19 protein-coding genes and 1 tRNA gene are annotated in these 23895 nt (G+C 63.7%); 6 read left to right on the plus strand and 14 right to left on the minus strand.

Going from position 1 to position 23895, the window contains the following annotated elements; all coding sequences use genetic code 11:
• The first annotated feature begins 113 nt into the window (after nucleotides 1–113).
• A complete protein-coding gene (locus ACGLHT_RS07260) occupies nucleotides 114–1892 on the plus strand; it encodes an acyl-CoA dehydrogenase C-terminal domain-containing protein (protein ID WP_274120066.1) in 1779 nt (592 codons plus the stop codon).
• 355 nt (nucleotides 1893–2247) lie between these two features.
• On the opposite strand, the gene ACGLHT_RS07265 is transcribed toward ACGLHT_RS07260, so the two are convergent.
• On the minus strand, nucleotides 2248–3171 hold the full coding sequence (locus ACGLHT_RS07265; RefSeq protein WP_004375209.1) for a LysR family transcriptional regulator: 924 nt from the start codon (nucleotides 3169–3171) through the stop codon (nucleotides 2248–2250).
• 209 nt (nucleotides 3172–3380) lie between these two features.
• Between ACGLHT_RS07265 and ACGLHT_RS07270 the strand changes: the two genes are divergently transcribed.
• Nucleotides 3381–4661 carry an aspartate aminotransferase family protein gene (locus ACGLHT_RS07270; protein ID WP_137162831.1) on the plus strand — a complete coding sequence of 427 codons (1281 nt, stop codon included), beginning with the start codon at nucleotides 3381–3383 and terminating at the stop codon, nucleotides 4659–4661.
• 153 nt (nucleotides 4662–4814) lie between these two features.
• Entirely contained in the window at nucleotides 4815–4973 is a 159-nt protein-coding gene (locus ACGLHT_RS07275) for a YqaE/Pmp3 family membrane protein (RefSeq protein WP_009681539.1), read from the plus strand.
• Nucleotides 4974–5105: 132 nt separating this feature from the next.
• On the opposite strand, the gene ACGLHT_RS07280 is transcribed toward ACGLHT_RS07275, so the two are convergent.
• From ACGLHT_RS07280 to ACGLHT_RS07320, 9 genes are all read right to left on the minus strand, one after another.
• Nucleotides 5106–6929: a S9 family peptidase gene (locus ACGLHT_RS07280; RefSeq protein ID WP_274120067.1), complete on the minus strand. Its 1824-nt coding sequence runs from the start codon at nucleotides 6927–6929 to the stop codon at nucleotides 5106–5108.
• On the minus strand, nucleotides 6895–8055 hold the full coding sequence (gene pqqE, locus ACGLHT_RS07285; protein WP_085618925.1) for a pyrroloquinoline quinone biosynthesis protein PqqE: 1161 nt from the start codon (nucleotides 8053–8055) through the stop codon (nucleotides 6895–6897). The genes ACGLHT_RS07280 and pqqE overlap by 35 nt, the downstream gene beginning before the upstream one ends.
• Nucleotides 8027–8302 (minus strand): pyrroloquinoline quinone biosynthesis peptide chaperone PqqD, encoded by a 276-nt coding sequence (gene pqqD, locus ACGLHT_RS07290; protein WP_137162833.1) that lies wholly within the window; start codon nucleotides 8300–8302, stop codon nucleotides 8027–8029. The genes pqqE and pqqD overlap by 29 nt, the downstream gene beginning before the upstream one ends.
• Nucleotides 8299–9054 carry a pyrroloquinoline-quinone synthase PqqC gene (gene pqqC, locus ACGLHT_RS07295; protein WP_003255592.1) on the minus strand — a complete coding sequence of 252 codons (756 nt, stop codon included), beginning with the start codon at nucleotides 9052–9054 and terminating at the stop codon, nucleotides 8299–8301. The genes pqqD and pqqC overlap by 4 nt, the downstream gene beginning before the upstream one ends.
• A gap of 156 nt (nucleotides 9055–9210) precedes the next feature.
• The gene (gene pqqB / locus ACGLHT_RS07300; protein WP_274078762.1) at nucleotides 9211–10122 is read right to left on the minus strand and encodes a pyrroloquinoline quinone biosynthesis protein PqqB; all 912 of its coding nucleotides are present in this window, start codon (nucleotides 10120–10122) and stop codon (nucleotides 9211–9213) included.
• A 78-nt stretch (nucleotides 10123–10200) separates the two neighbouring features.
• Nucleotides 10201–10272, minus strand: coding sequence for a pyrroloquinoline quinone precursor peptide PqqA (pqqA, locus tag ACGLHT_RS07305; protein WP_003243383.1), 72 nt, complete (start codon nucleotides 10270–10272; stop codon nucleotides 10201–10203).
• A gap of 158 nt (nucleotides 10273–10430) precedes the next feature.
• Nucleotides 10431–12731: a pyrroloquinoline quinone biosynthesis protein PqqF gene (gene pqqF / locus ACGLHT_RS07310; RefSeq protein ID WP_274120068.1), complete on the minus strand. Its 2301-nt coding sequence runs from the start codon at nucleotides 12729–12731 to the stop codon at nucleotides 10431–10433.
• 144 nt (nucleotides 12732–12875) lie between these two features.
• Nucleotides 12876–13670, minus strand: a complete 795-nt coding sequence (locus ACGLHT_RS07315) for a carbon-nitrogen hydrolase family protein (RefSeq protein WP_274120069.1) — start codon at nucleotides 13668–13670, stop codon at nucleotides 12876–12878.
• Between the two features lie 14 nt (nucleotides 13671–13684).
• Nucleotides 13685–15367 carry an NAD(P)/FAD-dependent oxidoreductase gene (locus ACGLHT_RS07320; RefSeq protein WP_274120070.1) on the minus strand — a complete coding sequence of 561 codons (1683 nt, stop codon included), beginning with the start codon at nucleotides 15365–15367 and terminating at the stop codon, nucleotides 13685–13687.
• Between the two features lie 601 nt (nucleotides 15368–15968).
• Between ACGLHT_RS07320 and ACGLHT_RS07325 the strand changes: the two genes are divergently transcribed.
• Nucleotides 15969–16259: a hypothetical protein gene (locus ACGLHT_RS07325; RefSeq protein ID WP_137162838.1), complete on the plus strand. Its 291-nt coding sequence runs from the start codon at nucleotides 15969–15971 to the stop codon at nucleotides 16257–16259.
• Between the two features lie 13 nt (nucleotides 16260–16272).
• Here the strand turns inward: ACGLHT_RS07325 and ACGLHT_RS07330 are convergent, their stop codons facing one another.
• The gene (locus ACGLHT_RS07330; protein WP_015268712.1) at nucleotides 16273–16734 is read right to left on the minus strand and encodes an Lrp/AsnC family transcriptional regulator; all 462 of its coding nucleotides are present in this window, start codon (nucleotides 16732–16734) and stop codon (nucleotides 16273–16275) included.
• A 284-nt stretch (nucleotides 16735–17018) separates the two neighbouring features.
• On the opposite strand from ACGLHT_RS07330, the gene ACGLHT_RS07335 reads away from it, so the two are divergent.
• Both ACGLHT_RS07335 and ACGLHT_RS07340 read left to right on the plus strand, forming a co-directional pair.
• Nucleotides 17019–17261 (plus strand): DUF4160 domain-containing protein, encoded by a 243-nt coding sequence (locus ACGLHT_RS07335; RefSeq protein WP_075046929.1) that lies wholly within the window; start codon nucleotides 17019–17021, stop codon nucleotides 17259–17261.
• Nucleotides 17258–17785: a DUF2442 domain-containing protein gene (locus ACGLHT_RS07340; RefSeq protein ID WP_170978807.1), complete on the plus strand. Its 528-nt coding sequence runs from the start codon at nucleotides 17258–17260 to the stop codon at nucleotides 17783–17785. The genes ACGLHT_RS07335 and ACGLHT_RS07340 overlap by 4 nt, the downstream gene beginning before the upstream one ends.
• A 55-nt stretch (nucleotides 17786–17840) precedes the next feature.
• On the opposite strand, the gene ACGLHT_RS07345 is transcribed toward ACGLHT_RS07340, so the two are convergent.
• The 3 genes from ACGLHT_RS07345 to rpoD form a co-directional block, all read right to left on the minus strand.
• A tRNA-Ile gene (locus ACGLHT_RS07345) sits at nucleotides 17841–17917 on the minus strand.
• Nucleotides 17918–17933: 16 nt separating this feature from the next.
• Nucleotides 17934–21677, minus strand: a complete 3744-nt coding sequence (locus ACGLHT_RS07350) for an EAL domain-containing protein (protein WP_238067184.1) — start codon at nucleotides 21675–21677, stop codon at nucleotides 17934–17936.
• A 313-nt stretch (nucleotides 21678–21990) separates the two neighbouring features.
• Nucleotides 21991–23841 (minus strand): RNA polymerase sigma factor RpoD, encoded by a 1851-nt coding sequence (gene rpoD / locus ACGLHT_RS07355; RefSeq protein WP_025337450.1) that lies wholly within the window; start codon nucleotides 23839–23841, stop codon nucleotides 21991–21993.
• Nucleotides 23842–23895: the final 54 nt, after the last annotated feature.

The following is a 23895-nucleotide window of genomic DNA, read 5'->3' on the forward strand; positions in this document are numbered from 1 at the left end:
CTATACGGTCTAGTGATGACCCTATGTCTCGTAAAAGTTGTTCGGTTACACTGCCTGCAACCCAGTGTCGCGGTTCCCCGAGACCGCCCCGACCCGACTAGCGAGAGGTTGTCATGGCTGAATATAAAGCGCCCCTGCGCGACATGCGCTTCGTACTGAATGAAGTGTTCAACGTGGCCGAGCAGTGGGCGCAGTTGCCCGGGCTGGCCGAGGTTGTCGATGCCGCCACGGCCATGGCGGTGCTGGAAGAAGCCGGCAAGGTCACTGCCAGATCCATTGCGCCGCTCAGCCGCGCCGCGGATGAAGAGGGCTGCCACTGGGACAACGGCGCAGTGCGCACACCGGCCGGTTTCATCGAGGCCTACAACACCTACGCCGAAGGCGGTTGGGTGGGCGTGGGCGGCGACCCGCTGTTCGGCGGCATGGGCATGCCCAAGGTCATCTCGGCCCAGGTCGAGGAAATGGTCAACGCCTCCAGCCTGTCCTTCGGCCTGTACCCGATGCTGACTGCCGGCGCCTGCCTGTCGATCAATGCCCACGCCAGTGAAGCGCTGAAGGAAAAGTACCTGCCGAACATGTACGCCGGCGTGTGGGCCGGTTCCATGTGTCTGACCGAGCCGCACGCCGGTACCGACCTGGGCATCATCCGCACCAAGGCCGAGCCCCAGGCCGACGGCAGCTACAAGGTCAGCGGCACCAAGATCTTCATCACCGGCGGCGAGCACGACCTGACCGAGAACATCATCCACCTGGTGCTGGCCAAGCTGCCGGACGCACCGGCGGGGCCGAAAGGCATTTCGCTGTTCCTGGTGCCGAAGTTCCTGGTCAATGAAGACGGTAGCCTGGGTGCGCGCAACCCGGCCACCTGTGGCTCGATCGAGCACAAGATGGGCATCCAGGCCTCGGCCACTTGCGTGATGAACTTCGACGAAGCGGTCGGCTATATCGTCGGTGAGCCGAACAAGGGCCTGGCGGCCATGTTCACCATGATGAACTACGAGCGTCTGGGTGTTGGTATCCAGGGCCTGGCCTCGGCCGAGCGCTCCTACCAGAATGCCGTGGAGTACGCCCGCGATCGCCTGCAAAGCCGCGCCCCGACCGGGCCACAAGCCAAGGACAAGGCCGCTGACCCGATCATCGTCCACCCGGACGTGCGCCGCATGCTGCTGACCATGAAGGCGCTGATCGAGGGTGGCCGTGCCTTCTCCAGCTACGTGGCCATGCAACTGGACAGTGCCAAGTACAGCGAAGACCCCGCCGTGCGCAAGCGCAGCGAAGAGCTGGTGGCACTGCTGACGCCGGTGGCCAAGGCTTTCCTAACCGACCTGGGCCTGGAGTGCGCGGTGCACGGCCAGCAGGTGTTCGGCGGGCATGGCTACATTCGCGAATGGGGGCAGGAGCAACTGGTGCGCGATGTGCGTATCACGCAGATCTACGAAGGCACCAACGGCATCCAGGCCCTCGACCTGATGGGGCGCAAGGTGGTGGCCAGTGGTGGGGCGTACTACCGGCTGTTCTCCGACGAGATTCGCCAGTTCATTGCCAGCGCGGATAGCGAGCTGGATGAATTTGCCAAGCCGTTGGCTGCCGGTCTCGATCAACTCGACGGGCTGACCGAGTGGGTGCTGGAACAGGCCAAGGGCAACCCGAACGAGATTGGCGCGGCTTCGGTCGAGTACCTGCATGCCTTTGGTTATGTCGCCTATGCCTACATGTGGGCATTGATGGCGCGGGCGGCGCAGGCGGGTGAGGGGGATGAAGCGTTCTATGCGGGCAAGCTGGGTACGGCGCGGTTCTACTTTGCGCGGTTGCTGCCGCGGGTGGATTCGCTGGTGGCTTCGGTGAAGGCGGGGAGTGAGTCGTTGTACCTGCTGGATGCCGAGCAGTTCTGAGGGATTTTGTGGGCTGCTTTGCAGCCCATCGCGACACAAGGCCGCTCCTACAGGTACCGCGCAAGCTCGAATGGCTATGCGTTCCCCTGTAGGAGCGGCCTTGTGTCGCGATGGGCCGCAAAGCGGCCCCTGCCGTGTAAGCTTTTTCCTACACGACGCGGTGACTTTTCACCACTGTTCTCAGATTGGATCCACGGCTATTCTTTACCACATGGACGTTGCGCAGGAAGCGCAAAGGACAGATCAAGGATGACGACGAAGGACCACCTGCCAGGATGGCGGGGCGATACGGATGTCACAGGGAAACAGTCTGGAAAACCCCGCTTCGGCGGGGTTTTCTTTGTGCGCGTGTTTTTCAGCCCAGCACATCCAGCGGTGATGCACCCAACAGGCGGGCGTCCGTCTCTTCCTCCAGCAGCGTGCGCAGCAGCTCCACAGAGGCCTGCTGGCGCTGGGCGTCGCGGAACACCAAGCCAACCTTCAGCGGTACCCGCGGCTCGCTCAACGGCTTCCACAGCAGCCCCTGATCATCCTCGGCGGCCTCCTTGGCCCGCCCCGGCAGGATGGTGGCCAGCGCGGTATGGGCCAGGCTGTCGAGAATCCCCGCCATGTTGTTCATCTCTGCCTGCACCTGCGGCCGACGCCCCTGGCTGGCCAGCTGTGCCTGCCAGATCTGGCGGATCTGGAATTCCTCGCCCAGCATCAGCATGGGCAGCTCGGCGGCCTGGCGAATGGACACCTTCTTGAAGTCCTTCAGCGGGTGGGTAGCGGGGATGACCAGTTGCAGCTCATCTTCGTACAGCAGCAGACCATGCAGCCCCGGCTGGCGTGGCGGCAGGTAGCTGATACCGATGTCCAGGCTGCCATTGAGCAAGCGCCGTTCGATCTCCAGCCCCGACAATTCGTAGATCTGCACCACAAGGTGCGGCTGTGCCCTGCGCAGGCGTTCGAGCAGCTGCGGCACCAGGCTCGGTCGCACGGTCTGCAGCACGCCGATGGCCAAAGTACGCAGCGACTGGCCCTTGAAGTTGCGCATGGCCTCGTGGGCTCGCTGCAGGCCGTCGAGCAGTGGCAGGGCGTGGTTGTACAGGGTGTGGGCGGCCAGAGTCGGCAGCAGGCGCTTGTTGCTGCGCTCGAACAGGCTCAGGTCGAGGCTGTGCTCCAGCTGGCGGATCTGCTGGGAAAGCGCTGGCTGGGACAGCGACAGGCGTTCGGCGGCGCGGCCCACGTGGCCTTCTTCATACACCGCGACGAAATAACGCAGTTGGCGGAAATCCATAAGTGACACTTATCGAAAATGCTGGAAAAACGAAATGGTCGAAAACCCTCTCGAGGCCTAGTCTATCGCCGTATTCCAACGGGTTACAGCGATGAATCGATCGATTGTTACCCCGAATGAAAAACACTTTTGATAGGCAAGGCAAAATATCGAGTGCCGGCACCCAGACCGCACCGTGGCCGCCCCTGTCGTGATTGGTTGGAGCCCTGATGAACCTGTTCAACCTGCGCCGCCCGGCCCCTGCCGCCGTCGCCGAGCCTAAGCGTGCGCCGGTGATCGTGCCGGAAGCGCCGCAGCTGTCGCGTGAGCGCCTGATGCCCAGCACCGAACGCGCAGCGCAGGTGTTCGTGCGTGGCCAGGGCTCCTGGTTGTGGGACAACGAAGGGCATGCCTACCTGGACTTCACCCAGGGTGGTGCAGTCAACAGCCTGGGTCACAGCCCCAGTGTGCTGGTGAAGGCGCTGGGCAACCAGGCCCAGGCGCTGATCAACCCGGGCTCGGGCTTCCACAGCCGTGGCCTGCTGGGGCTGGTCAACCGCCTGTGCCAGAGCACCGGCAGCGACCAGGCCTACCTGCTCAACAGCGGTGCCGAAGCCTGCGAAGGTGCGATCAAGCTGGCGCGCAAGTGGGGCCAACTGCACCGCAACGGCGCCTATCACATCATTACCGCCAGCCAGGCCTGCCATGGCCGCAGCCTGGGCGCGTTGTCGGCGTCCGACCCGCTGCCATGCAACCGCTGCGAGCCGGGCCTGCCGGGCTTCAGCAAGGTGCCGTTCAACGACCTGGCGGCGCTGCACGCCGAGGTGGACTCGCGCACCGTGGCGATCATGCTCGAGCCGATCCAGGGCGAGGCAGGTGTCATCCCGGCCACGCAGGAATACCTCAAGGGTGTGGAAACGCTGTGCCGCGAACTGGGCATCCTGCTGATCCTCGACGAGGTGCAGACCGGCATCGGCCGCTGTGGCGCACTGCTGGCCGAGGAAACCTACGGCGTGCGCGCCGACATCATCACCCTGGGCAAGGGCCTGGGCGGTGGCGTGCCGCTGGCGGCCTTGCTGGCCCGGGGCACGGCGTGCTGCGCCGAGCCTGGCGAACTGGAAGGCAGCCACCATGGCAACGCGCTGATGTGCGCCGCCGGCCTGGCCGTGCTGGATACCGTGCTGGAGCCTGGCTTCTTCGCCCACGTGCAAGACAACGGCCGCCACCTGCGTGAAGGCCTGAGCCGGCTGGCCGGGCGCTACGGCCAGGGCGAAGTGCGCGGGCAAGGCCTGCTGTGGGCCCTGCAGATGAAAGAAAACCTGGCCCGCGAGCTGGTGGCGGCAGCCCTGCACGAAGGCCTGTTGCTCAACGCACCGCAGGCGGATGTGGTGCGTTTTTCGCCAGCGCTGACCGTGAGCAAGGGCAACATCGACGAAATGCTGCTGCGCCTGGCCCGTGCCTTTGCCCGCTTGCACGCCCAGCAGCAGGCCCGCCGCGAAGTGCCAGCCTAGCGGCCTGGTGACATCGAGAATTCTACGAACCGTCTGGCGTTCCTGCGCATCGCCCTTGGCCTGTTTCATTCGGCCCGGGGCGTTTTTTTTTGCCTGTTGAACCTCTGTGGCGGGCGGCTAGTCTCTGATGTAACCCCTTCAGGAGAGACTCGCATGGACTTTATACGCATCATCATCGCCATCATCCTGCCACCGCTGGGCGTGTTCCTGCAGGTGGGGTTTGGCGGGGCGTTCTGGCTGAATATCTTGCTGACCTTGCTGGGGTACATTCCGGGGATCGTGCATGCGGTGTATATCATCGCCAAGCGCTGAGATTTTTGGGGCTGCTTTGCAGCCCATCGCGACACAAGGCCGCTCCTACAGGTACAGCGCCACATTCGGGCTTGTGCGATCCCTGTAGGAGCGGCCTTGTGTCGCGATGGGCCGCAAAGCGGCCCCAGAATCTCAGCCCTCCAACACCCGGCAATAGAACTTCCACTCTTCTTCCAAGGCATGCGCCAGGTTCTCCGCCTTGCGGAACCCATGACGCTCCCCCGCATAGAAGTGCCCTTCGGCCTCTATCCCGTTAGCCTGCAACGCCGCCAGCATCGACCGCGTCTGCTCCGGCACCACCACCGCATCCAGCTCACCCTGGAAGAAAATCACCGGCACCTTGATCTGCCCCGCATGCAGCAGCGGCGTACGCTGGCGATAGCGCTCGGCATCCTGCAGCGGGTCGCCGATCAGCCAGTCCAAATAGTCCCCTTCGAACTTGTGGGTGGCCCGGCCCAGGGCAACCGGGTCGCTGACCCCGTACAGGCTGGCGCCGGCGCGGAACACATCATGGAACGCCAGGGCGCACAGGGTGGTGTAGCCGCCCGCGCTACCGCCGCGGATGAACGCCTTGCGGCTGTCGATCAGCCCACGTCCGGCCAGGTATTCCACCGCCGCGCAAGCATCGGCCACATCGCTCTCGCCCCAGCGCAGATGCAAGGCCTGGCGGTATTCACGGCCATAGCCGGTGCTGCCCCGGTAGTTCAGGTCGGCGACGGCGAAGCCGCGTTGGGTCCAGTACTGGATGCGCGGGTCGAGCACGGGATAACAGGCCGAAGTCGGCCCGCCGTGGATGAACACCACCAGCGGTGCGGCCCCTTGCGACCGGGCTGCTGGGTAGAAGAAGCCATGGGCGCGCTGGCCGTCACTGCCGTAGTGGATCGACTGCGGCAGGCTGATATGCCTTGCCGGCAGCACTTCGGCGCCACCAGCCAATACGCTGACCTCGTGGTTGCTGCGGGCGATGGCGATGACCGCCGGCGGGCTGATCGGCGAGGCGGCAATCGCGTACAGGTGTTCGGCATCCATGGCCAGGCTGCGAAAGCGCGTGTAGGCGCTGGCGAAACGCTCCAGGCGGCCATCGGCAGTACGCAGCCCCAGTTGCCCGAAGCCGTCTTCGAACCAGCTCGCCAGATAGCTTTGTGGCCCCAGCGCCAACCAGGTACTGGCGCCCAGTTGCCAGGGTGCCGCGGCGTGGTCCGCGGGCTCGGCAGGCAGGGCCTGCCAGCAGCCATCGACCTCGCCCCAGGGTTGCCAGAAGCCATTGCGGTCAGACAGGCAGTAGAGTCGGCCTTCGCTATCGAAGCGCGGCTGCTGCAGCGATTCGTCAGCGCCGGCCACACATTGCGCGGGCCCCCAGTGGCCACTTGCATCACGTGTGCGGCACATCAGCCTGGTGACGGTCCAGGGTTGTGCCGGGCGGTCCCATTCGACCCACGCCAGGCGCTGGCCGTCGGTACTCACCGTAGGCGAGGCATAGAAGTCGGCACCCTCGGCGAGCACTTCGCGGGCTTGTTCACCCAGGGCGACCAGGCGATGCTCGACCCGTTCGCCATGCTGCTCCTCGACCGCCAGCACCAGGCCGTCGTGCCACTGCACATCGCCATAGCGGCAGCTGGCATCATGGGTCAGGGCACGTGGTACCGCGCCTTCCAGGGCCTGGGTATAGATCTGCTGGTCCTTTTCGTTGACGAACAGCAGCCCGTCACCACCCAGGCAAAAACTGCCACCGCCGTATTCGTACACCCGGCTACGCACGCTGAAGCCATCGGGGGTCAGGCAGCGGGCCTGCTGGTGCTGCCAGTGCCAGATGCGACAGGCACCATCGGCCGGGCGAAACTCGTTCCAGAACAGCCCCGCGGCGCTGACCTTGAGTTCGGCGAAGTCGGTGCCGGCGGCAACTGCCTGGGCCGCGCTGAACTCAGCCGCGGACGATGACACGGGAGTTTCGTTCATTGCGGAAGGTCATCTCTTCAATGGTGAGCTGGGCGCTTTCCGCCTCGTCGCGGGCCTTGAGGATGATGCCGTGGTCGGCCGACTTGGCGCACACCGGGTCGGCGTTGCTGGCATCGCCGGTGAGCATGAAGGCCTGGCAGCGGCAGCCGCCGAAGTCCTTTTCCTTCTCGTCGCAGGAACGGCAGGGTTCGGGCATCCACTCATAGCCACGGAAGCGGTTGAAGCCGAACGAGTCGTACCAGATGTGGTGCAGGTCGTGGTCGCGCACGTTGGGGAACTGCACCGGCAGCTGGCGCGCGCCGTGGCAGGGCAGGGCGGTACCGTCCGGGGTGATGGTGAGGAACAGGCTGCCCCAGCCATTCATGCAGGCCTTGGGGCGCTCCTCGTAGTAGTCCGGGGTGACGAAGATCAGCTTGCACGGGTTGCCCTCGGCCTTGAGCTTGTCCCGGTACTCGTTGGTGATGCGTTCGGCCCGTTCCAGCTGCGCGCGGGTCGGCAGCAGGCCCAGCCGGTTGAGGTGGGCCCAGCCGTAGAACTGGCAGGTGGCAAGCTCGACGAAGTCGGCTTCCAGGGCGATGCACAGCTCGATGATGCGGTCGATCTTGTCGATGTTGTGCCGGTGGGTGACGAAGTTGAGCACCATCGGGTAGCCATGGGCCTTCACCGCACGGGCCATTTCCAGCTTTTGCGCAAAGGCCTTTTTCGAGCCGGCCAGCAGGTTGTTGACCTGCTCGTCACTGGCCTGGAAGCTGATCTGGATATGGTCCAGGCCGGCCTTCTTGAAGTCGGCGATGCGCGCCTCGGTCAGGCCGATGCCCGAGGTGATCAGGTTGGTGTAGTAGCCCAGCCGGCGGGCCTCGCCGATCAGTTCGGCGAGGTCTTGGCGTACCAGCGGTTCTCCGCCGGAAAAGCCGATTTGCGCGGCACCCATTTCCCGGGCTTCGGCCATCACCTTGAACCACTGCGCGGTGCTTAGCTCCTGGCCCTGGGCAGCGAAGTCCAGCGGGTTGGAGCAGTACGGGCACTGCAGCGGGCAGCGGTAGGTCAGCTCGGCCAGCAGCCACAGCGGCAGGCCGACTGCGGGCGTGGGCGGTAACTCAGGCGAGGACGATCCAGTGTTCGGCACGGGCCACCTCCATGAACTGCTCGATGTCATCGGCCACTTCCGGGACACCGGGGAACTGTTGTTCGAGTTCGGTAATGATCGCGGCAACGTCACGTTGGCCGTCGATCAGGCCACCGATCAGGGCCGCGCTGTCGTTGAGCTTGATCATGCCCTCGGGGTACAGCAGCACATGGCCCTTTTGCGCCGGCTCGTACTGGAAGCGGTAGCCGGGGCGCCAGGCTGGCACTTGATTACGGTCGAAACTCATAGGGTGATCCCTTTGTGCCACACCCGTTCCTGGGTGACGGAGTGATAGGGCGGGCGGTTCAGCTCGTAGGCCATGCTCATGGCGTCGAGCATGCTCCAGAGAATATCCAGCTTGAACTGCAGTATCTCCAGCATACGCTCCTGGCCCGCGCGGGTGGTGTAGTGCTGCAAGGTAATCGCCAGGCCGTGCTCCACGTCACGCCGGGCCTGGCCCAGACGGGTGCGGAAGTATTCGTAGCCGGCCGGGTCGATCCACGGGTAGTGCTGCGGCCAGCTGTCCAGGCGCGACTGGTGGATCTGCGGGGCGAACAGTTCGGTCAACGAGCTGCTGGCCGCTTCCTGCCAACTGGCCCGGCGGGCGAAGTTGACGTAGGCGTCCACCGCAAAGCGCACACCGGGCAGTACCAGCTCCTGGGAGCGCAGCTGGTCCGGGTCCAGGCCCACGGCCTGGCCCAGGCGCAGCCAGGCTTCGATACCACCGTCCTCGCCGGGCGCGCCATCGTGGTCGAGCAGGCGCTGGATCCACTCGCGGCGTACTTCGCGGTCCGGGCAGTTGGCCAGGATCGCGGCATCCTTCATCGGGATGTTGACCTGGTAGTAGAAGCGGTTGGCCACCCAGCCCTGGATCTGTTCGCGGGTGGCGCGACCCTGATACATCGCCACGTGGTACGGGTGATGAATGTGATAGTAGGCGCCCTTGGCGCGCAGGGCCTGCTCGAATTCGGCAGGGGACATTGGCAGTGCGTCGCTCATTCGGCTGGCTCCTGTATAGCTGAGTCTCGGCTCACCTCGCCCCCTGTGGGAGCGGGCGTGCCCGCGAACACCGGCGAAGCCGGTGCCATACACCGTGTTGGATTTTTCGCGGGCATGCCCGCTCCTACAGGGGGTTGTGTCAACTCGCAGACCTTTTTACAACTCGATATTCATGCCATCGAAGGCCACTTCCACACCCCGGCGCAGCACTTCGGCACGCTCGGGCGAGTCTTCGTCGAGAATCGGGTTGGTGTTGTTGATGTGGATAAGTACCTTGCGCTGACGCGGGAAGCCATCCAGCACCTCCAGCATGCCGCCGGGGCCGTTCTGCGCCAGGTGGCCCATCTCGCGGCCGGTACGGGTGCCCACGCCACGGCGCTGCATTTCATCATCTTCCCACAGGGTACCGTCGACCAACAGGCAGTCGGCGCCGTGCATCATCGTCAGCAGCTTGTCGTCCACCTGGCCCAGGCCCGGGGCGTAGAACAGCTTGCCGCCGGTGCGGGTGTCCTCGACCAGCAGGCCAAGGTTGTCGCCCGGGTGCGGGTCGAAGCGGTGCGGCGAGTAGGGCGGTGCGGCGCTGCGCAGGGGGAACGGGGTGAAGCGCAGGTTGGGGCAGGCGTCGATGACGAAGCTGCCTTCCAGCTCGATGCGGTTCCACTGCAGGCCGCCGTTCCAGTGGCTGAGCATGTTGAACAGCGGGAAGCCGGTGGTCAGGTCCTGGTGGACCATGTCGGTGCACCACACCTGGTGCGGGCAACCTTCGCGCAGGCTGAGCAGGCCGGTGGTGTGGTCGATCTGGCTGTCCAGCAGGATGATGGCGTTGATGCCGGTGTCGCGCAGGGCGCGGGCCGGCTGCATCGGCGCAAAGGCCTGGAGCTGGGCGCGAATGTCGGGCGAGGCATTGCACAGCACCCAGTGCACGCCGTCGTCGGACAGGGCGATGGACGACTGAGTGCGTGGCGTGGCCCGCAGGGTGCCGTCACGCAAGCCCTTGCAGTTGACGCAGTTGCAGTTCCACTGTGGGAACCCGCCGCCGGCGGCGGAACCGAGAACCTGGATGTACATGGCCACTCTCTCTGCAGAAACCGTAGCGAAAAAACGAAAACGCCCCGGCAGGCCGAGGCGTTGAACCGTAAGCCGGGCTTAGCGGTTGGCGAAGTACATGGTGACTTCGAAGCCGATGCGCAGATCAGTGTATGCAGGTTTGGTCCACATGGAATTACTCCTTCCGGATGAGGGGGTGGGTTTGTCAGCTACTACTTGGGTACCGCCATTGGCTGGAGGTTCCCATGGCTGGGATTGCGCTATCTTACAAGAAAAATTTGTACCGAAAGGTTAATTATTCGAAAACTCCGTTGCGGTTTTCGTAACAATCATGGGGTTGAACCCAGCCAGGAAGCATCTGGTGCGGCAGCGTTGGCAAGGCATAGCCAAGTGGAGCCCTTATCGAGCAAGTGGCTCAGCAGCTGGTCCAGATCCGTCTGCCGCGTTTTCAGGATAGACCTGCGCAACGCATCCAGCCTGCCGGGTTGTGTGGCCAGGAATGTCTGCCACGCCCATTCGGCGACTTCGGCGTTGCCCATCGCCGGTTCATCGAATTGCCCGGCCAGGGCCTGACCAGCGGCAGGGGCCAGGGTGACGCCCTGGCGCAGCAAGGTGAGCAGGTGGTCGAGGATCTGTACCTGGCTGGCATGAGGCGACTGGACCCCGAACAGCAGGCCGCCGACCCCCTCGACCTGACGAAAGGTACTGAATACCGCATAGCCGAGTTGCAATTCTACCCGCAGCCGTTGGTAAACCGGCCCTTGCAGCAATTGGGCGAGCAGGCGGCCAGCGGCTTCCATGGCCGCCGGCAGTGGGCAGAACAGCAGCAGGGCATGCTCACTGCCAGGTACTTCGGCATGTTGCCAACGGTGGTTGGCCCAGGCGGGCAGGGGGCCAGGCGCCGAGCCTTGGCCAGGGCAGTGCTGCAGCACGGTGCCCAATGCGTTCAGGGCGGCATCGTCGAAACCAGTAGCCAGGCCGTGCCAGCGTGCTTGCTGCCACAGGCTCTCGAGATGCGTCTGGGCCAGGGTGCAGGCCGGCGCAGGTGCAGGCGCGGCGCCCAACACGGCGTCGGGCAGCTGCTTGAGCAGGGCCCGGATGGGGATCAGTGCTGGAGGCTGCGTCGAACTGGGCAGCCAGCTGCCTGCCGGGGGCTTGAGCATCAGTGCCAAGGCCTGTTCTACAGTGCGCAGCACCGCTGCCGGTAGACCTGCGCAGCGCAGTTGCCAGTATTCGCCAGCGGCACTGAACTGCAACTGCACCGATACGCGCTCGCAGCGCTCCTGCAGGGGATGCAAGGCGCGTTCGAGCAGCGCATGCAGGCGCTGGCGCAAGGGGGACGGGGCATGCCAGCGCAGGTACAGCGCCGCGTACTGACGGGCGCCAGGCAGCTGGTCGCTGACCTTCAGTGCCGCTGGCAGCGGCTGCGGCCTGGCATCAGGCAAGTCTGCCAGGAGCAAGGGGTCGACGGCGGGCAGTTGCCAATGCCCATGTGCGCGGCCCGGCAGGCCTTCCAGCAGGGCACGAAGGGCCTGCAAACCTTGTGTGTCCAGGCCGGTGAACGGCTGGCCGGCGCTGTCCCGGCGGGCGAGCTCAAGCGCACTGGCACTGCGTTCGCGGCTTTGCTGCAGCAGCTCGAATTCGGCACTCAATTGCTCAGGGGCTGCCTGGCGGATGAAGCCGAACCAGCCCTGCAACAGGGCATCGGCTTCCTCTGGGCAGGCGTCCTCGCTCAGCTTCAGATCAATGTGCCACAGCAACTGCCCGGCGAAGGCATACAGCGCCTCGGCCTTGAAGCCTTGCAGCCAGCCACGCTGGCGAAGCGCATCCAGCCAGGTGCCTGGGCGGCTATCGCTGAGGCAGGTTATCAGCAACTCAAGGGCCTGCTCGGCACCTGCCGAGAGGTTTTCGTGGCTGAACAGCAGGTGCGTGTCGGTCGCCGATAAAGGCGGTGGCAGAGCTTGTGGCACCCGTTCACCCGTTGCGAACAGCTTGGCATGCTGCCGGCCCAGCAATTCCAGTTCATCCAGCGATTGCGGGCCGCACAGGCTCAGGGTGACCTGGCCGCCTTGGTAGAAGCGCCGGTGAAAGCCACCGAGCGCTTGCTGGAAGGCAGGATCCTGCAAAGCCAGGGTGTGCCGGTTACCGGCATGAAAAGCGCCCAATGGATGGCCGGGCGCTGCCGATTGCAGCAAGGCGAACTGCTGCTGGGCCTGAGGGTTGCGCGACCAGGCAATGAACTCGGCATGGATTACTTCGCGTTCGCGGCGTTGGCGCTCGATGCCCAGGTCTGGTTCGGCCAACATCTGGCACAGGCGCTCCAGCCCCCCGGCCAGGGCGCTGGGTGGGACCTCGAAGAAGAAGTCGGTGGTGCGTTCGCGGGTGCTGGCATTGACCTGGCCGCCGAGGGCCTGCACGTAGCGCATCAGGCCGTCGTCCAGAGGGAAGCGCGAGGTGCCGAGGAAGAACAGGTGCTCCAGGAAATGGGCCAGGCCGGGCCATCTGGTCGGCGCGTCGTGGCTACCCGCGTGCACCCGCAGGGCCGCGGCCGAGCGCTTCAGGCGCGGGGCGTGGCGCAGGGTCAGCTGCAGGCCGTTGGCGAGGGTGAGGTGGCGGGTGGCGTCAGGCATGGGGGCTCCGGTAACTGCTGTCCATGCTAACCCATTTGTTTGCAGGCCCGGCCTCTTCGCGGGCACGCCCGCTCCTACAGGAATGGCGCAGGTATGAAAGGCAGCGCAGACCCTGTGGGAGCGGGCGTGCCCGCGAAAGGGCCATCAGCCCTTACGCAGATGCAACTCCTGGCGCAAATCGGTGAGGTAAGGAAACGCCCCGCGCCCCTGCACCACCCGCTCATGCTCCAGCTCCGCCAGCAACTGGCATTCGTCCCGCCCGGCCATGGCCAGCAGGCTGCCATCCGGGCCGATGATGCTGCTCTGCCCGCAATACTGGATCTCGCCTTCCGAGCCGCAATAGTTGGCATACACCAGGTAGCACTGGTTCTCCTGCGCCCGCGCCCTCACGGTCACCTGGCAGATGAAGTCGTACGGCGACATGTTCGCCGTCGGCACCAGGATCAGCTCGGCACCGTCCAGCGCCAAACGCCGGGCATTCTCCGGGAACTCGATGTCGTAGCAGATCAGCAGGCCGACCTTCCAGCCATCCAGCTCCACCACCGGGAAGTGGTCGGAACCTGCGCTGAACATCGAGCGGTCCAGCTCGCCGAACAGGTGGGTCTTGCGATAGTTGCTCAGGCTGCGGCCGTGCGCATCGATCAACTGCACGCTGTTGTAGATCGCGCCATCATCACCGAGCTCCGGGTAGCCGTAGACGATGGCGATGCGGTGCGCCTGGGCGATCTCCACCACCTCCATGGCCGCCGGGCCATCGACGGCCTCGGCCAGGCGCTCGACCTGGGCCAGGCCGATGTTGTAGCCGGTCAGGAACATCTCCGGGCACACCAGCAAACTGGCGCCGCGTTCGGCCGCCAGTTGTGCCTGGTGGCGCAACCGTTGCAGGTTGCCGGGCATGTCCAGTGGCTTGGGTGCGCCCTGGAACAGAGCGATGCGCATGCTGCCTCCTTGTCTCAGTCCGGCAGGGCGACCGGGCCGATTTCGTCGAACACGTCGCCTGGGCCGGGGTTGTCCGGGTGGGTGCGGCCACCGAAGTGATTCATGATACCCCACACCGCATTCAGCGATGTCTGTACCGCGCCTTCCACCCAGGCCGGCGTCCACGACACATCGTCACCGGCGATGAACATGCCGCGCTGCTCGGCAGGCATGTCCTGCTGCATGAAGTGCGCGTACATGCGCTGGTTGTAGCGGTAGTGCCCAGGCAACGCGCCCTTGAAGGCGCCGAGGAAGTGCGGGTCGGCTTCCCAGGAAACGGTGATCGGGTCGCCGATGATGTGCCCGGCGATGTCGGTCTTCGGGTAGATCTTCTTCAGTGCATCCAGAGCCAGTTGCACGCGTTTTTCCACCGGGTGCGGCAGCATCTTCAGCGCGTCGCTCATCCACGAGTAGGACAGGCAGATCACCCCCGGCTTGTCGTCACCGTTATCGAACAAGTAGGTGCCACGGGTGAGGCGATCGGTGAGGGTCATGCTCATCAGGTCGCGGCCGGTTTCCGGGTCCTTGTCCTTCCAGAACGGCCGGTCGACCATGACGAAGGTCTTCGACGACTGCATGTAGCGGGTGCGGTCCAGGGCCATCCACATCTTTTGCGAGAACAGCGATTCCTCGCAGTCGATCTGGGTGGTCAGCAGCCAGGTCTGGCAGGTGGCGAGCACGGCACTGTAGTGACGGGTGTCGCCCCAGTTGTCGGTGACCGCCAGACGGCCATCGGCAGCGCGGGCGATGCGCTTGACCCCGGTACGCGGTGCGCCGCCATGCAGCCCGCTCAGGCTGGTGCCTTCCGGCCAATGCACGCAGCGCTCCGGTACATGGCGCCAGATGCCTTGCGGTACCTGCTCCACACCGCCGACCACCAGGTGTTGGTGGTCGTCGCAGTTGGTCATCACCACGCGGAAGATTTCCAGCATCGAGTTGGGGAAGTCCGAGTCCCAGCCGCCGGTGCCGAAGCCGACCTGGCCGAACACTTCGCGGTGCTGGAAGCTCAGCTGGGCGAACGAGCGCGAGGTGGCGACGAAGTCGTAGAAGGTGCGGTCATCCCACAGCGGTACCAGCTTGTTCCACAGCTCTTTCAGGCGCGGTACGTCACGGTCGCGGATGGCCTGCTGGATGTCGGCGAACCGGGCACCGCTTTCCAGCGCGTCGGCCCAGGCATCGGCCACTTCGTGGAACAGCTTGGGCAGGTCGGTGGGTTTTTCGGCGTAGTAGGTCTGGCCTTCCAGGTCGATCACCGTGCTGCCCGAGGCCGGGGTCAGCGGGTTGGGGAACGGTTTGGTCTCCAGGCCCAGCTTGTCCACGTAGTGGTAGAAGGCAGTGGATGACACCGGGAAGCGCATGCCACCCAGTTCGGCGATGATCCCGTCGGTACCGTTGAAGGTTTGCGAGCGCAGCCGGCCACCAAGCTTGGATGCTTCGTACACCACCGGCTTGAGGCCCAGCTTCATCAGCTCGTAGGCCGCCACCAGACCGGCGATACCGGCGCCCACGATTGCCACTTCCTCACCATGGCGCTCGGCCGGGATGCTGCCCAGGCCTGCGGGGTGTTCCAGCCAGTCGTCGAAGGCGAAGGGGAAGTCCGGGCCGAAGATGGTGACCGGTTTTTTACCATCGGCGGGGTGGCGGTTTTTCTTGTTCATGAAGTGACCTTGCCAGAGAGGCTGCGCAGCGGGCGGAGCCTGAGTATAGGAGATGCCTGGGGGCCATTTTAGGGAGTGGGGTGTTCGTTATTAAGGTGCAGATTGTTGTCTGAATGTAGCTTGTCTCGTCGAAATGTATAAACCAGATAGCTTTATGACGAACAGGAAGCCTGCCCATCTCAAGCACAGCATCGGCCCCCTGTGGGAGCGGGCGAGCCCGCGAAGAAGCCCCCGCGGTGTATGGCACGGGCTGCGCCCGTGTTCGCGGGCACGCCCGCTCCCACAGGGTGTGATCAGACAGTTCCTACACCCATGCCATGATTTAAAGAATTACCCTACGCCCGCTATAGCCTCGGTCTGGCTGCGTGGGAAACGCCTCATCGTTAACTTCACTGGGTCGCCGCTGTTCGGGCGACTGGGTGTGAGAACCCATCTCCAACTTCGCACCAAGGCTTATGTCATGGCAGCCGTGCGCGGGCAGGCTTTCGCCTGGCCGGATTTCCAAGTTGGCCGGTTCTCACCCCGTGCATGGCTGCCACCTATTTCCCGTGAGAAGGAGTTGGTAGGCGGTTTCCTCAGGACTCAATTTGGAAATTGCATCATGAAGAAGACTTATTCCGACCAACCCGAAAAACTGAAACCCACCGCAGAAAAAACCTTCTGCAACTGCGAATCCAGCCACCCGCCATTATTCGCCATACGCCCCGGCATCGATGCCGCAGACGCCTTGGTCCACGCCTGCCTGCTGGCCCGTGGCCTCGATCAGATCGCCACCGACTACGCCCAGCATCACGCCCCCGAGCGCAGCCGTGACATCGTCTGGTCGATGCAGCATTCCGCCGAAAGCCTTTCGGCGATTCTGGAAGGCCTGCTCGACGGCCAGGAGGCCTGACCGCCAGCCAGGTTCAGAGCGGCTGCCCGCGGTCCACCTTGCTGCTGAGAATGATCGACGTGGTGGTCTTCTCCACCCCGTCGACACTGCCGATCTGGTCAAGCAGCTGGTCCAGTTGCTCGGGCGAATCCGTACGCAGCCAGGCCACATAGTCGAACTCGCCGCTCACTGCGCACAGCTGCTGCACCTGGCCCATGGCACTCAGGCGCCGCACCACCTCCTTGCCCGAGCGCGGCTGCACCTTGATCCCCACATACGCCTGCAGCCCCCCACCCATCACCCGCTGGCCCAGGCGCACGCCATAGCCGGAGATGACCTTGTTCTTCTCCAGCCGCTCCAGGCGCGAGTTGACGGTGGTGCGGGCGATACCCAACTGGCGGGCGAGGGTGGCGACGCTTTCGCGGGCGTTTATCTGCAGCAGGGCGATCAGCTGGCGATCGATTTCATCCAGCGTGATGGAGCGGGAATCCGACATGGCGAGTCTCTACGGTTGACCCGCTAGCCTAGCCAGCCAGGGCTGGCCAGAGCAAGGGCAGTCACAGCTGGCTGCGCTGACGCGGTCCAATCTGGTGCGACCTGATGATCGGGGCGATGTCGCTGGGCGCGCAGGACTTTACGGCGGGTATGACCTTCTGCAATCGGCGGCAGGCTGAGACGCGGTCGAGAGGGGAATAACCAAAAGAGTTACATTTTTGGGGCTGTGAACAGATTGGTCGGATGGTATTGTTTGGTGCAACCATTGCACTATATGATGAGCTCATGCCCACGATCCATCGATTATCCAATTGCGTAATCTATCTCTATGCAAACGACCATCTACCACCGCATTTCCATCTGCGTTTCAGTGATGGCCGTCAGGCACTGATTGGGATCAATGACCTGTCCCCGCTGGCCGGTTTCGGTGGTTCACGGGTTTCCTTGCGCGAGATGAGCGAGGCGCTTGAATGGGCTTCGCGGAACAGGGCTCGACTACTAGCAATGTGGGAGGAGCTGAATCCATGACCAACAAACATTTTCAACTCACAGAGGTGGCCGTCACTGCCCCTTGCACCTTGCTACTGACTTTTGCGGATGGGCAGCAATTCACCGTGGCGCTGGATGAAATCATTGAGAAGCACGCGACTCTGGGCCCGCTTGCGGATCCCAAGGTATTTGCAACGGCTGCGATTGGTGAGTGGCAAGACACAGTCATCTGGGCCAATGACGACAGTCTTGAACTTGCTGCGGACAACCTGCGCGCACGGGCGGTGGAGCAGGCAGGGGAGTGTTCACATGAGCTCATCTGGAACTGGATGGCTAAGCATGAGCTGACATTGGATCGCGCAGCTCGGGAATTGGGCTTGAGCAGGCGCATGTTGGCTTACTATCGTAGTGGAGAAAAACCTGTGCCGAGGACGGTCGCTTTGGCGATGAAGGGATGGGAAGCACTTCGAATGGCTGACATGGAAGTGAGCCGTGTGCCCTATCACCTGCCTGGAAGCTTCGCAAATGAGGCGGCCGGGCATGCCCCGAAGAAGCGAGCGTGATTCACCGCCTGAACACAGAAAAAAAAGCCGCGCAATCGCGCGGCTTTTTCGCATCTGGTGGGCCCACACGGACTCGAACCGTGGACCAAAGGATTATGAGTCCTCTGCTCTAACCGACTGAGCTATAGGCCCTCAGTAAGTGGCCGGATTATAACGAGGGTTTCGCACCTGTGCCATCTGAAAGATCCGATAGTGCTATGCGAAGAAACGTCGCCGCGAAGTCGTCCGGGGGCAGGGGCAGGCTGACGATGTAGCCCTGGATCTGTTCACAGCCTTCAGCCGCCAGGAAGCGTTGCTGGGCCTGGTTTTCCACACCCTCGGCAATGATGGTCAGCTGCATGCTGCGGCCCAGGGCGATGATCGCGCGGGCGATGGCGGCGTCGTGGGGGTCGTCGGGCAGGCCGCGGATGAACGATTTGTCGATCTTGAGGATGTCCAGCGGCAGGCGCTTGAGGTAGCTCAGCGATGAATAACCTGTGCCGAAGTCGTCGATGGCCAGCTGCACGCCCAGCTTCTTCAGCTGGTACAGCACGGCCAGGGCTTCCTCTGCCTGGCTCATGATGAAGTTTTCGGTGATCTCCAGCTGCAGGTCGCCGGCCTTGAGCTGGTAGTGCTTCAGCAACTGTTCGATGCGCCGGGCAAGGTGGGGGTGGCGTAACTGGGCGCCGGCGAGGTTTATCGACAGTGGGCCGAAGGGGTCGTAGTGCATCTTCCAGGCCTGCATCTGCCGGCAGGCCTGTTCCAGTACCCAGTCGCCGATCTGGAGGATGGTGCCGTTCTCTTCCGCCAGGTGGATGAAGTGCTCTGGCGGCACTTCACCAAAGGTCGGGTGGCTCCAGCGGATCAGCGCTTCGGCGCCGACCAGGCTCTGGGTCTTGAGGCTGAGCTTGGGCTGGAAGCACAGGCTCAGTTCGTTGCGCTCGATGGCGCGGCGCAGTTCGTGCTCCAGGGCGATGCGTTCGCTGGCCTGGGCGGTGAGGTCGAGGGTGTAGGCTTCGACGCGGTTGCGGCCCTTGGCCTTGGAGCGGTACATGGCTGCGTCGGCGTTGCGAATCAGTGTGGCAACGTCTGTGCCGTCCTGTGGATAAAGGCTGATGCCGATGCTGGCGCTGGTGAAGAACTCGTGCTCGCCGGCCTGGAACGGCGCGTTGAAGCAGGCCAGCAGCTTGTTGGCGATGGCGCTGGCGTCACTGGGTTTGTGCAAGCCGGGCAGCAGGATGATGAACTCGTCGCCGCCCAGGCGGGCCACGGTGTCGACATCACGCACCTGCTCCTTCAGGCGTTGGGCAATGCCCTTGAGCAGCAGGTCACCGACCGGGTGGCCGAGGCTGTCGTTGATGTGCTTGAAACGGTCGAGGTCAAGGAACAGCACCGCGCCCTTGCGGTTGGACACCTGCGAGCAGGTGAGCGCGGCCTGCAGGCGGTTCTCGAACAGGGCGCGGTTGGGCAGGCCGGTCAGCGGGTCGTGGTGGGCCTGGTAGTCGAGCTTGGCCTGGGCGTGCTTGAGGCTGGAGATGTCGGCAAACACGGCGACGAAGTGGGTGATCTCGCGCTCTCTGTTGCGCACGGCGCTGATGGTCAGCCAGCCGGGGTACAGCTCGCCGTTCTTGCGCTTGTTGTAGATCTCGCCTTGCCAGTGGCCTTCGTCGGTCAGCTGGTGCCACATGGCGACATAGAACGCGCTGTCGTGCTGGCCGGAGGCAAGCAGGCGCGGGGTCTGGCCGAGGGCTTCGATCTCGCTGTAGCCGGTGATTTCGCTGAAGGCGCGGTTGACGGCACTGATGCGCTGGTCGATGTCGGTGATCAGCACGCCTTCGGCGGTGTTCTCGAACACGGTGGCGGCCAGCTGCAGTTTTTCCTGCATCAGGTGGCGCTCGGTGATGTCGCGGGCGATGGTCAGCATGCAGTCGTCGCCAGCAATCGGCAGCGGCCGTGCAGAGAGCTCGCAGAGGCGAATCTGCCCATCACTGCGGCGTAGGTGGCATGTGAAGTCGCGTACGAAGCCGTCGCGGTTGAGCTGTTCGACCAGGCGCTTGCGTTCGTTGAGGTCGACCCAGATGCCCAGGTCCAGCGAGGTCTGGTCGAGGGTCGGGCTGAGGTCATAGCCGGTCAGGCGGCAGAAGCCCTCGTTCACTTCAAGCAGCAAGCCGTCGCTCTGGCGCGACAGCAGCAGGCCATCGGGCGAGGCATGGAAGGCCTTGGCGAATTTCTCTTCCGAGATTTGCAGCTGCTCCTGGGTTTCCTTGAGCTGGCTGATATCGCGTACCGCTACCACCAGCGCGAGGTTGCCGTCGAGCTCGAAGGTTTCGGCCGAGGTCAGGCCGGTGAACAGTTGGCCGTTGCTACGGCGGAAGCTCATTTCCAGGTTGCGGATACCGCCCCGGTGCAGGCGTTCGAGCAATCGCGGGCCGGTGCCTTCGACGCCCCACAGGTTGAGCTCGGTGGCGGTGCGGCCGATTACCTGGCCCGGTGTGAGGCCGATCTGCTCTTCGAAGGCTTCGTTCACCTCCAGCAGGCAGCCGTCGCTGTGGCGGGCGATCAGCAGGATGTCGGGGCACTGCTGGAACACCGAGGCGAACTTCTGCTCGGACAGGCGCAGGGCGTCCTCGGTGCGCTTGGTCTCGCTGATGTCGATCATCAGGCCACGCATCACCGGCTGGTGGCCATGCTCGATCATGCTGACGATGTTGCGTACCCACAGTGGCTGGCCATCGGCCCGGATTACCCGGTAGTCGAGGCTGTGGTCGCGCCCGGCGGCAGTTTCGCTGTCGCAGTAGGCCTGGGCCCAGAGGGCATCCTCCGGGTGCAGGATGCTGCGCCAGAAGCCGGGCTTGAGCCAGTCGGCCAATGGGTAGCCGAGCAGGCCTTCGGCGTGGGGTGAGACGTAGCTGTAGGTGAAGTCGTTGGCGTCGGCTTCCCAGGCGATGGCGGACAGGCTCTCGACCAGGCTGCGATAGTGGTACTCGCTGCTGCGCAGTTCCTGTTCCAGGGCGATGCGCCGGGAAATTTCCGAACTGAGCCGGCGGTTGATGCGGATGACCACTGCCAGCACGGCCATCAATACCAGCACCGCCGGCAGGCCGTATACCAGCAGGTCCGACCAGAACATCCGTTGGTCGACCACATTGCCTACCCAGCGTTGCTGGATCTGGCTGACTTCAGCGCTGCTCATGTCGGCCATCACTTTGTCGAGAATGCCGACCAGCACCTTCTTGTCGCGCGGGGCGGCCATGGCCAGCTGGTAGCGGTAGGGCGTTTCACCGCTGACGTAGAGGCCATCGAGCTTGAGCTGGCGCAGGCTCCAGATGCTTGAAGCGAGGTCACCGACCACCGCGTCCACTTCGTCGGTGGCCAGGGCCTGCAGGGTGGAGCTGACGTTGGGCAGGGCCACCAGGTTGAGGTCCGGGTGGTGGGTGCGCAGCAGTTCGTGCGGGGCGTAGTTTTCGACCACGGCAATCTTCAGACCGTACAGGTCGTCCAGGTTGCGCGGCTGTGCGCCGCCTTTGTGGGCGAGGATGACGATGGGGAAGTCGAGGTACGGCCGGGTGAAGGCCAGGTAGCCTTGGCGTTCGGGGGTGGACATGATGCCGGGCAGCAGGTCGATGCGGCTTTCGCGTGCTTGCGCCAGTACCTCGGTCCAGCTGCTGGGTTCGACCGGTTTGAGCGTCACACCCAGGCGTTGCTGGATCGTGGCGATGTAATCGGCGGCCAATCCCTGGTATCGGCCCTCCTGGTCGCGAAACTCGAACGGTGGCCAAGAGGCGTCTACACCAAGGCTCAGCTGCGGGTGGGCAGCCAACCAGGCTTTCTCCTCGTCTGTCAGGGTCAGGGCGCCGGCCGCTGTGTTCCACAAAATCAGGAGCAGCAACAGGATGGCCGGCATCAGCGGCATAGCGGCCTCACATTCAAGTGGTATGAAGTCGAGTGTAGACGGGCATTGCTGCAGGTGTGCGGTGGAAGGGCAGGGTCTTTTGTCAGAGACAGCAGGGTCTGCGGCTGTGGGGCGGCCTGCAGTGCCTACATGGCATGCGCGCGCCCTGTAGGAGCAGCCTTGTGCTGCGAAGACGCCAGTTAGGCGAAAGATCATCTACTGTTGCAATGGACTCTTCGCAGCACAAGGCTGCTCCTACAGAGATCGCGCCAGAATTCAGATTTTGCGCAACAGGCGGAAAAGAAAAACCCCGGCCTGGGCCGGGGTTTTGTCTTTACTCGTCGAGGAAGGAGCGCAGATGCTCGCTGCGAGTCGGGTGGCGCAGTTTGCGCAACGCCTTCGCTTCGATCTGACGGATCCGCTCGCGGGTCACGTCGAACTGCTTGCCCACCTCTTCGAGGGTGTGGTCGGTGTTCATGTCGATACCGAAACGCATGCGCAGCACCTTGGCTTCGCGTGCGGTCAGGCCCGAGAGCACGTCACGGGTGGCTTCCTTGAGGCTTTCGACCGTGGCCACGTCGATCGGGGACTGCATGGTCGAGTCCTCGATGAAGTCGCCCAGGTGCGAATCTTCGTCGTCACCGATCGGGGTTTCCATGGAGATCGGCTCTTTGGCGATCTTCAGTACCTTGCGGATCTTGTCCTCAGGCATTTCCATGCGCTCGCCCAGCTCTTCCGGGGTCGGTTCGCGACCCATTTCCTGCAGCATCTGGCGGGAAATACGGTTGAGCTTGTTGATCGTCTCGATCATGTGCACCGGAATACGGATGGTGCGCGCCTGGTCGGCGATCGAACGGGTGATCGCCTGGCGGATCCACCAGGTGGCGTAGGTCGAGAACTTGTAGCCGCGACGGTATTCGAACTTGTCCACCGCTTTCATCAAGCCGATGTTGCCTTCCTGGATCAGGTCGAGGAACTGCAGGCCACGGTTGGTGTACTTCTTGGCGATGGAGATCACCAGACGCAGGTTCGCCTCGACCATTTCTTTCTTGGCGCGGCGGGCCTTGGCTTCACCGATCGACATGCGACGGTTGATTTCCTTGATCTCGGCAACGGTCAGGCCGGTTTCGGTCTCAAGGTCGATCAGCTTCTGCTGGCAAGCGACGATGGCAGCGTCCTTTTCACCCAGGGCGGCAGCCCACTTGGTGTTGCGCTTGGCCAGGTCACCGCTCCAGGTCTGGTCGGTTTCGTTGCTCGGGAACATGCGCAGGAAGTCGGCACGCGGCATGCGGGCGTCACGCACGCACAGCTGCATGATGGCGCGTTCCTGCTGGCGCAGGCGGTTCAGGGCGTCACGAACACGCTCTACCAGTACCTCGAACTGCTTCGGCACCAGCTTGATCGGCATGAACAGGTCGGCCAGGGCCTGCAGGGCGTCGATGCTTTCCTTGTGGGCGCGACCGTTCTTCTTCAGGACCTTGTTGGTGGCCTGAAGCTGGTCGTTGACCGCACCGAAACGCTGGCGAGCGACTTCCGGGTCCGGGCCGCTCTCGGCCTCTTCCTCGTCGTCACCGCTTTCGGATTCTTCCTCGTCGTCGTCGGACTCTTCCTTCGCGGCGGCGGCCTTGGTGCCCGGGATCGGCACTTCTTCGGTCGGCGCGGCGATATTGTCATCAGGGTCGATGTAACCGCTGAGAACGTCGGACAGACGGCCACCTTCGGTGGTGACGCGGTCATATTCGCCGAGAATGTAGTCGACAGTGCCCGGGAAGTGGGCGATGGCGCCCATGACTTCACGTATGCCTTCCTCGATACGCTTGGCGATTTCGATCTCGCCTTCGCGGGTCAGCAGCTCGACGGTACCCATTTCGCGCATGTACATGCGCACCGGGTCGGTCGTGCGGCCGATATCGGTTTCAACTGCCGCCAACGCAGCAGCGGCTTCTTCGGCCGCGGCTTCGTCGGTGTCGGCTTCCGCCAACAGAAGGGCATCCGCATCCGGAGCACTCTCGAATACGTTGATCCCCATGTCGTTGATCATGCGGATGATGTCTTCCACCTGTTCCGGATCTGAAATATCCTCAGGCAGGTGGTCGTTGACCTCCGCGTAAGTCAGGTAGCCCTGCTCACGACCGCGGGTGATCAACTCTTTGATACGAGACTGCTGTTGCGCTTTTCCGGACATAACACCCTATCCACTGAAGGTCTTGGCGGGCAAAAAACAAGCCGAGGATTATAC

The sequence above is a fragment of the Pseudomonas sp. PsB genome (genome assembly GCF_043658375.1).
Lineage (GTDB): Bacteria > Pseudomonadota > Gammaproteobacteria > Pseudomonadales > Pseudomonadaceae > Aquipseudomonas > Aquipseudomonas putida_Z.

Coding starts and splice junctions, on each gene's coding strand:
- pqqC (WP_003255592.1), bottom strand. CDS start 9,054: ATGAGCGACGCACTGCCAATGTCCCCTGCCGAATTCGAGCAGGCCCTG.
- ACGLHT_RS07350 (WP_238067184.1), bottom strand. CDS start 21,677: ATGCCGCTGATGCCGGCCATCCTGTTGCTGCTCCTGATTTTGTGGAAC.
- ACGLHT_RS07335 (WP_075046929.1), top strand. CDS start 17,019: ATGCCCACGATCCATCGATTATCCAATTGCGTAATCTATCTCTATGCA.
- ACGLHT_RS07325 (WP_137162838.1), top strand. CDS start 15,969: ATGAAGAAGACTTATTCCGACCAACCCGAAAAACTGAAACCCACCGCA.
- ACGLHT_RS07260 (WP_274120066.1), top strand. CDS start 114: ATGGCTGAATATAAAGCGCCCCTGCGCGACATGCGCTTCGTACTGAAT.
- ACGLHT_RS07320 (WP_274120070.1), bottom strand. CDS start 15,367: ATGAACAAGAAAAACCGCCACCCCGCCGATGGTAAAAAACCGGTCACC.
- rpoD (WP_025337450.1), bottom strand. CDS start 23,841: ATGTCCGGAAAAGCGCAACAGCAGTCTCGTATCAAAGAGTTGATCACC.
- pqqF (WP_274120068.1), bottom strand. CDS start 12,731: ATGCCTGACGCCACCCGCCACCTCACCCTCGCCAACGGCCTGCAGCTG.
- pqqD (WP_137162833.1), bottom strand. CDS start 8,302: ATGAGTTTCGACCGTAATCAAGTGCCAGCCTGGCGCCCCGGCTACCGC.
- pqqB (WP_274078762.1), bottom strand. CDS start 10,122: ATGTACATCCAGGTTCTCGGTTCCGCCGCCGGCGGCGGGTTCCCACAG.
- ACGLHT_RS07315 (WP_274120069.1), bottom strand. CDS start 13,670: ATGCGCATCGCTCTGTTCCAGGGCGCACCCAAGCCACTGGACATGCCC.
- ACGLHT_RS07265 (WP_004375209.1), bottom strand. CDS start 3,171: ATGGATTTCCGCCAACTGCGTTATTTCGTCGCGGTGTATGAAGAAGGC.
- ACGLHT_RS07330 (WP_015268712.1), bottom strand. CDS start 16,734: ATGTCGGATTCCCGCTCCATCACGCTGGATGAAATCGATCGCCAGCTG.
- ACGLHT_RS07280 (WP_274120067.1), bottom strand. CDS start 6,929: ATGAACGAAACTCCCGTGTCATCGTCCGCGGCTGAGTTCAGCGCGGCC.
- ACGLHT_RS07275 (WP_009681539.1), top strand. CDS start 4,815: ATGGACTTTATACGCATCATCATCGCCATCATCCTGCCACCGCTGGGC.
- ACGLHT_RS07340 (WP_170978807.1), top strand. CDS start 17,258: ATGACCAACAAACATTTTCAACTCACAGAGGTGGCCGTCACTGCCCCT.
- ACGLHT_RS07270 (WP_137162831.1), top strand. CDS start 3,381: ATGAACCTGTTCAACCTGCGCCGCCCGGCCCCTGCCGCCGTCGCCGAG.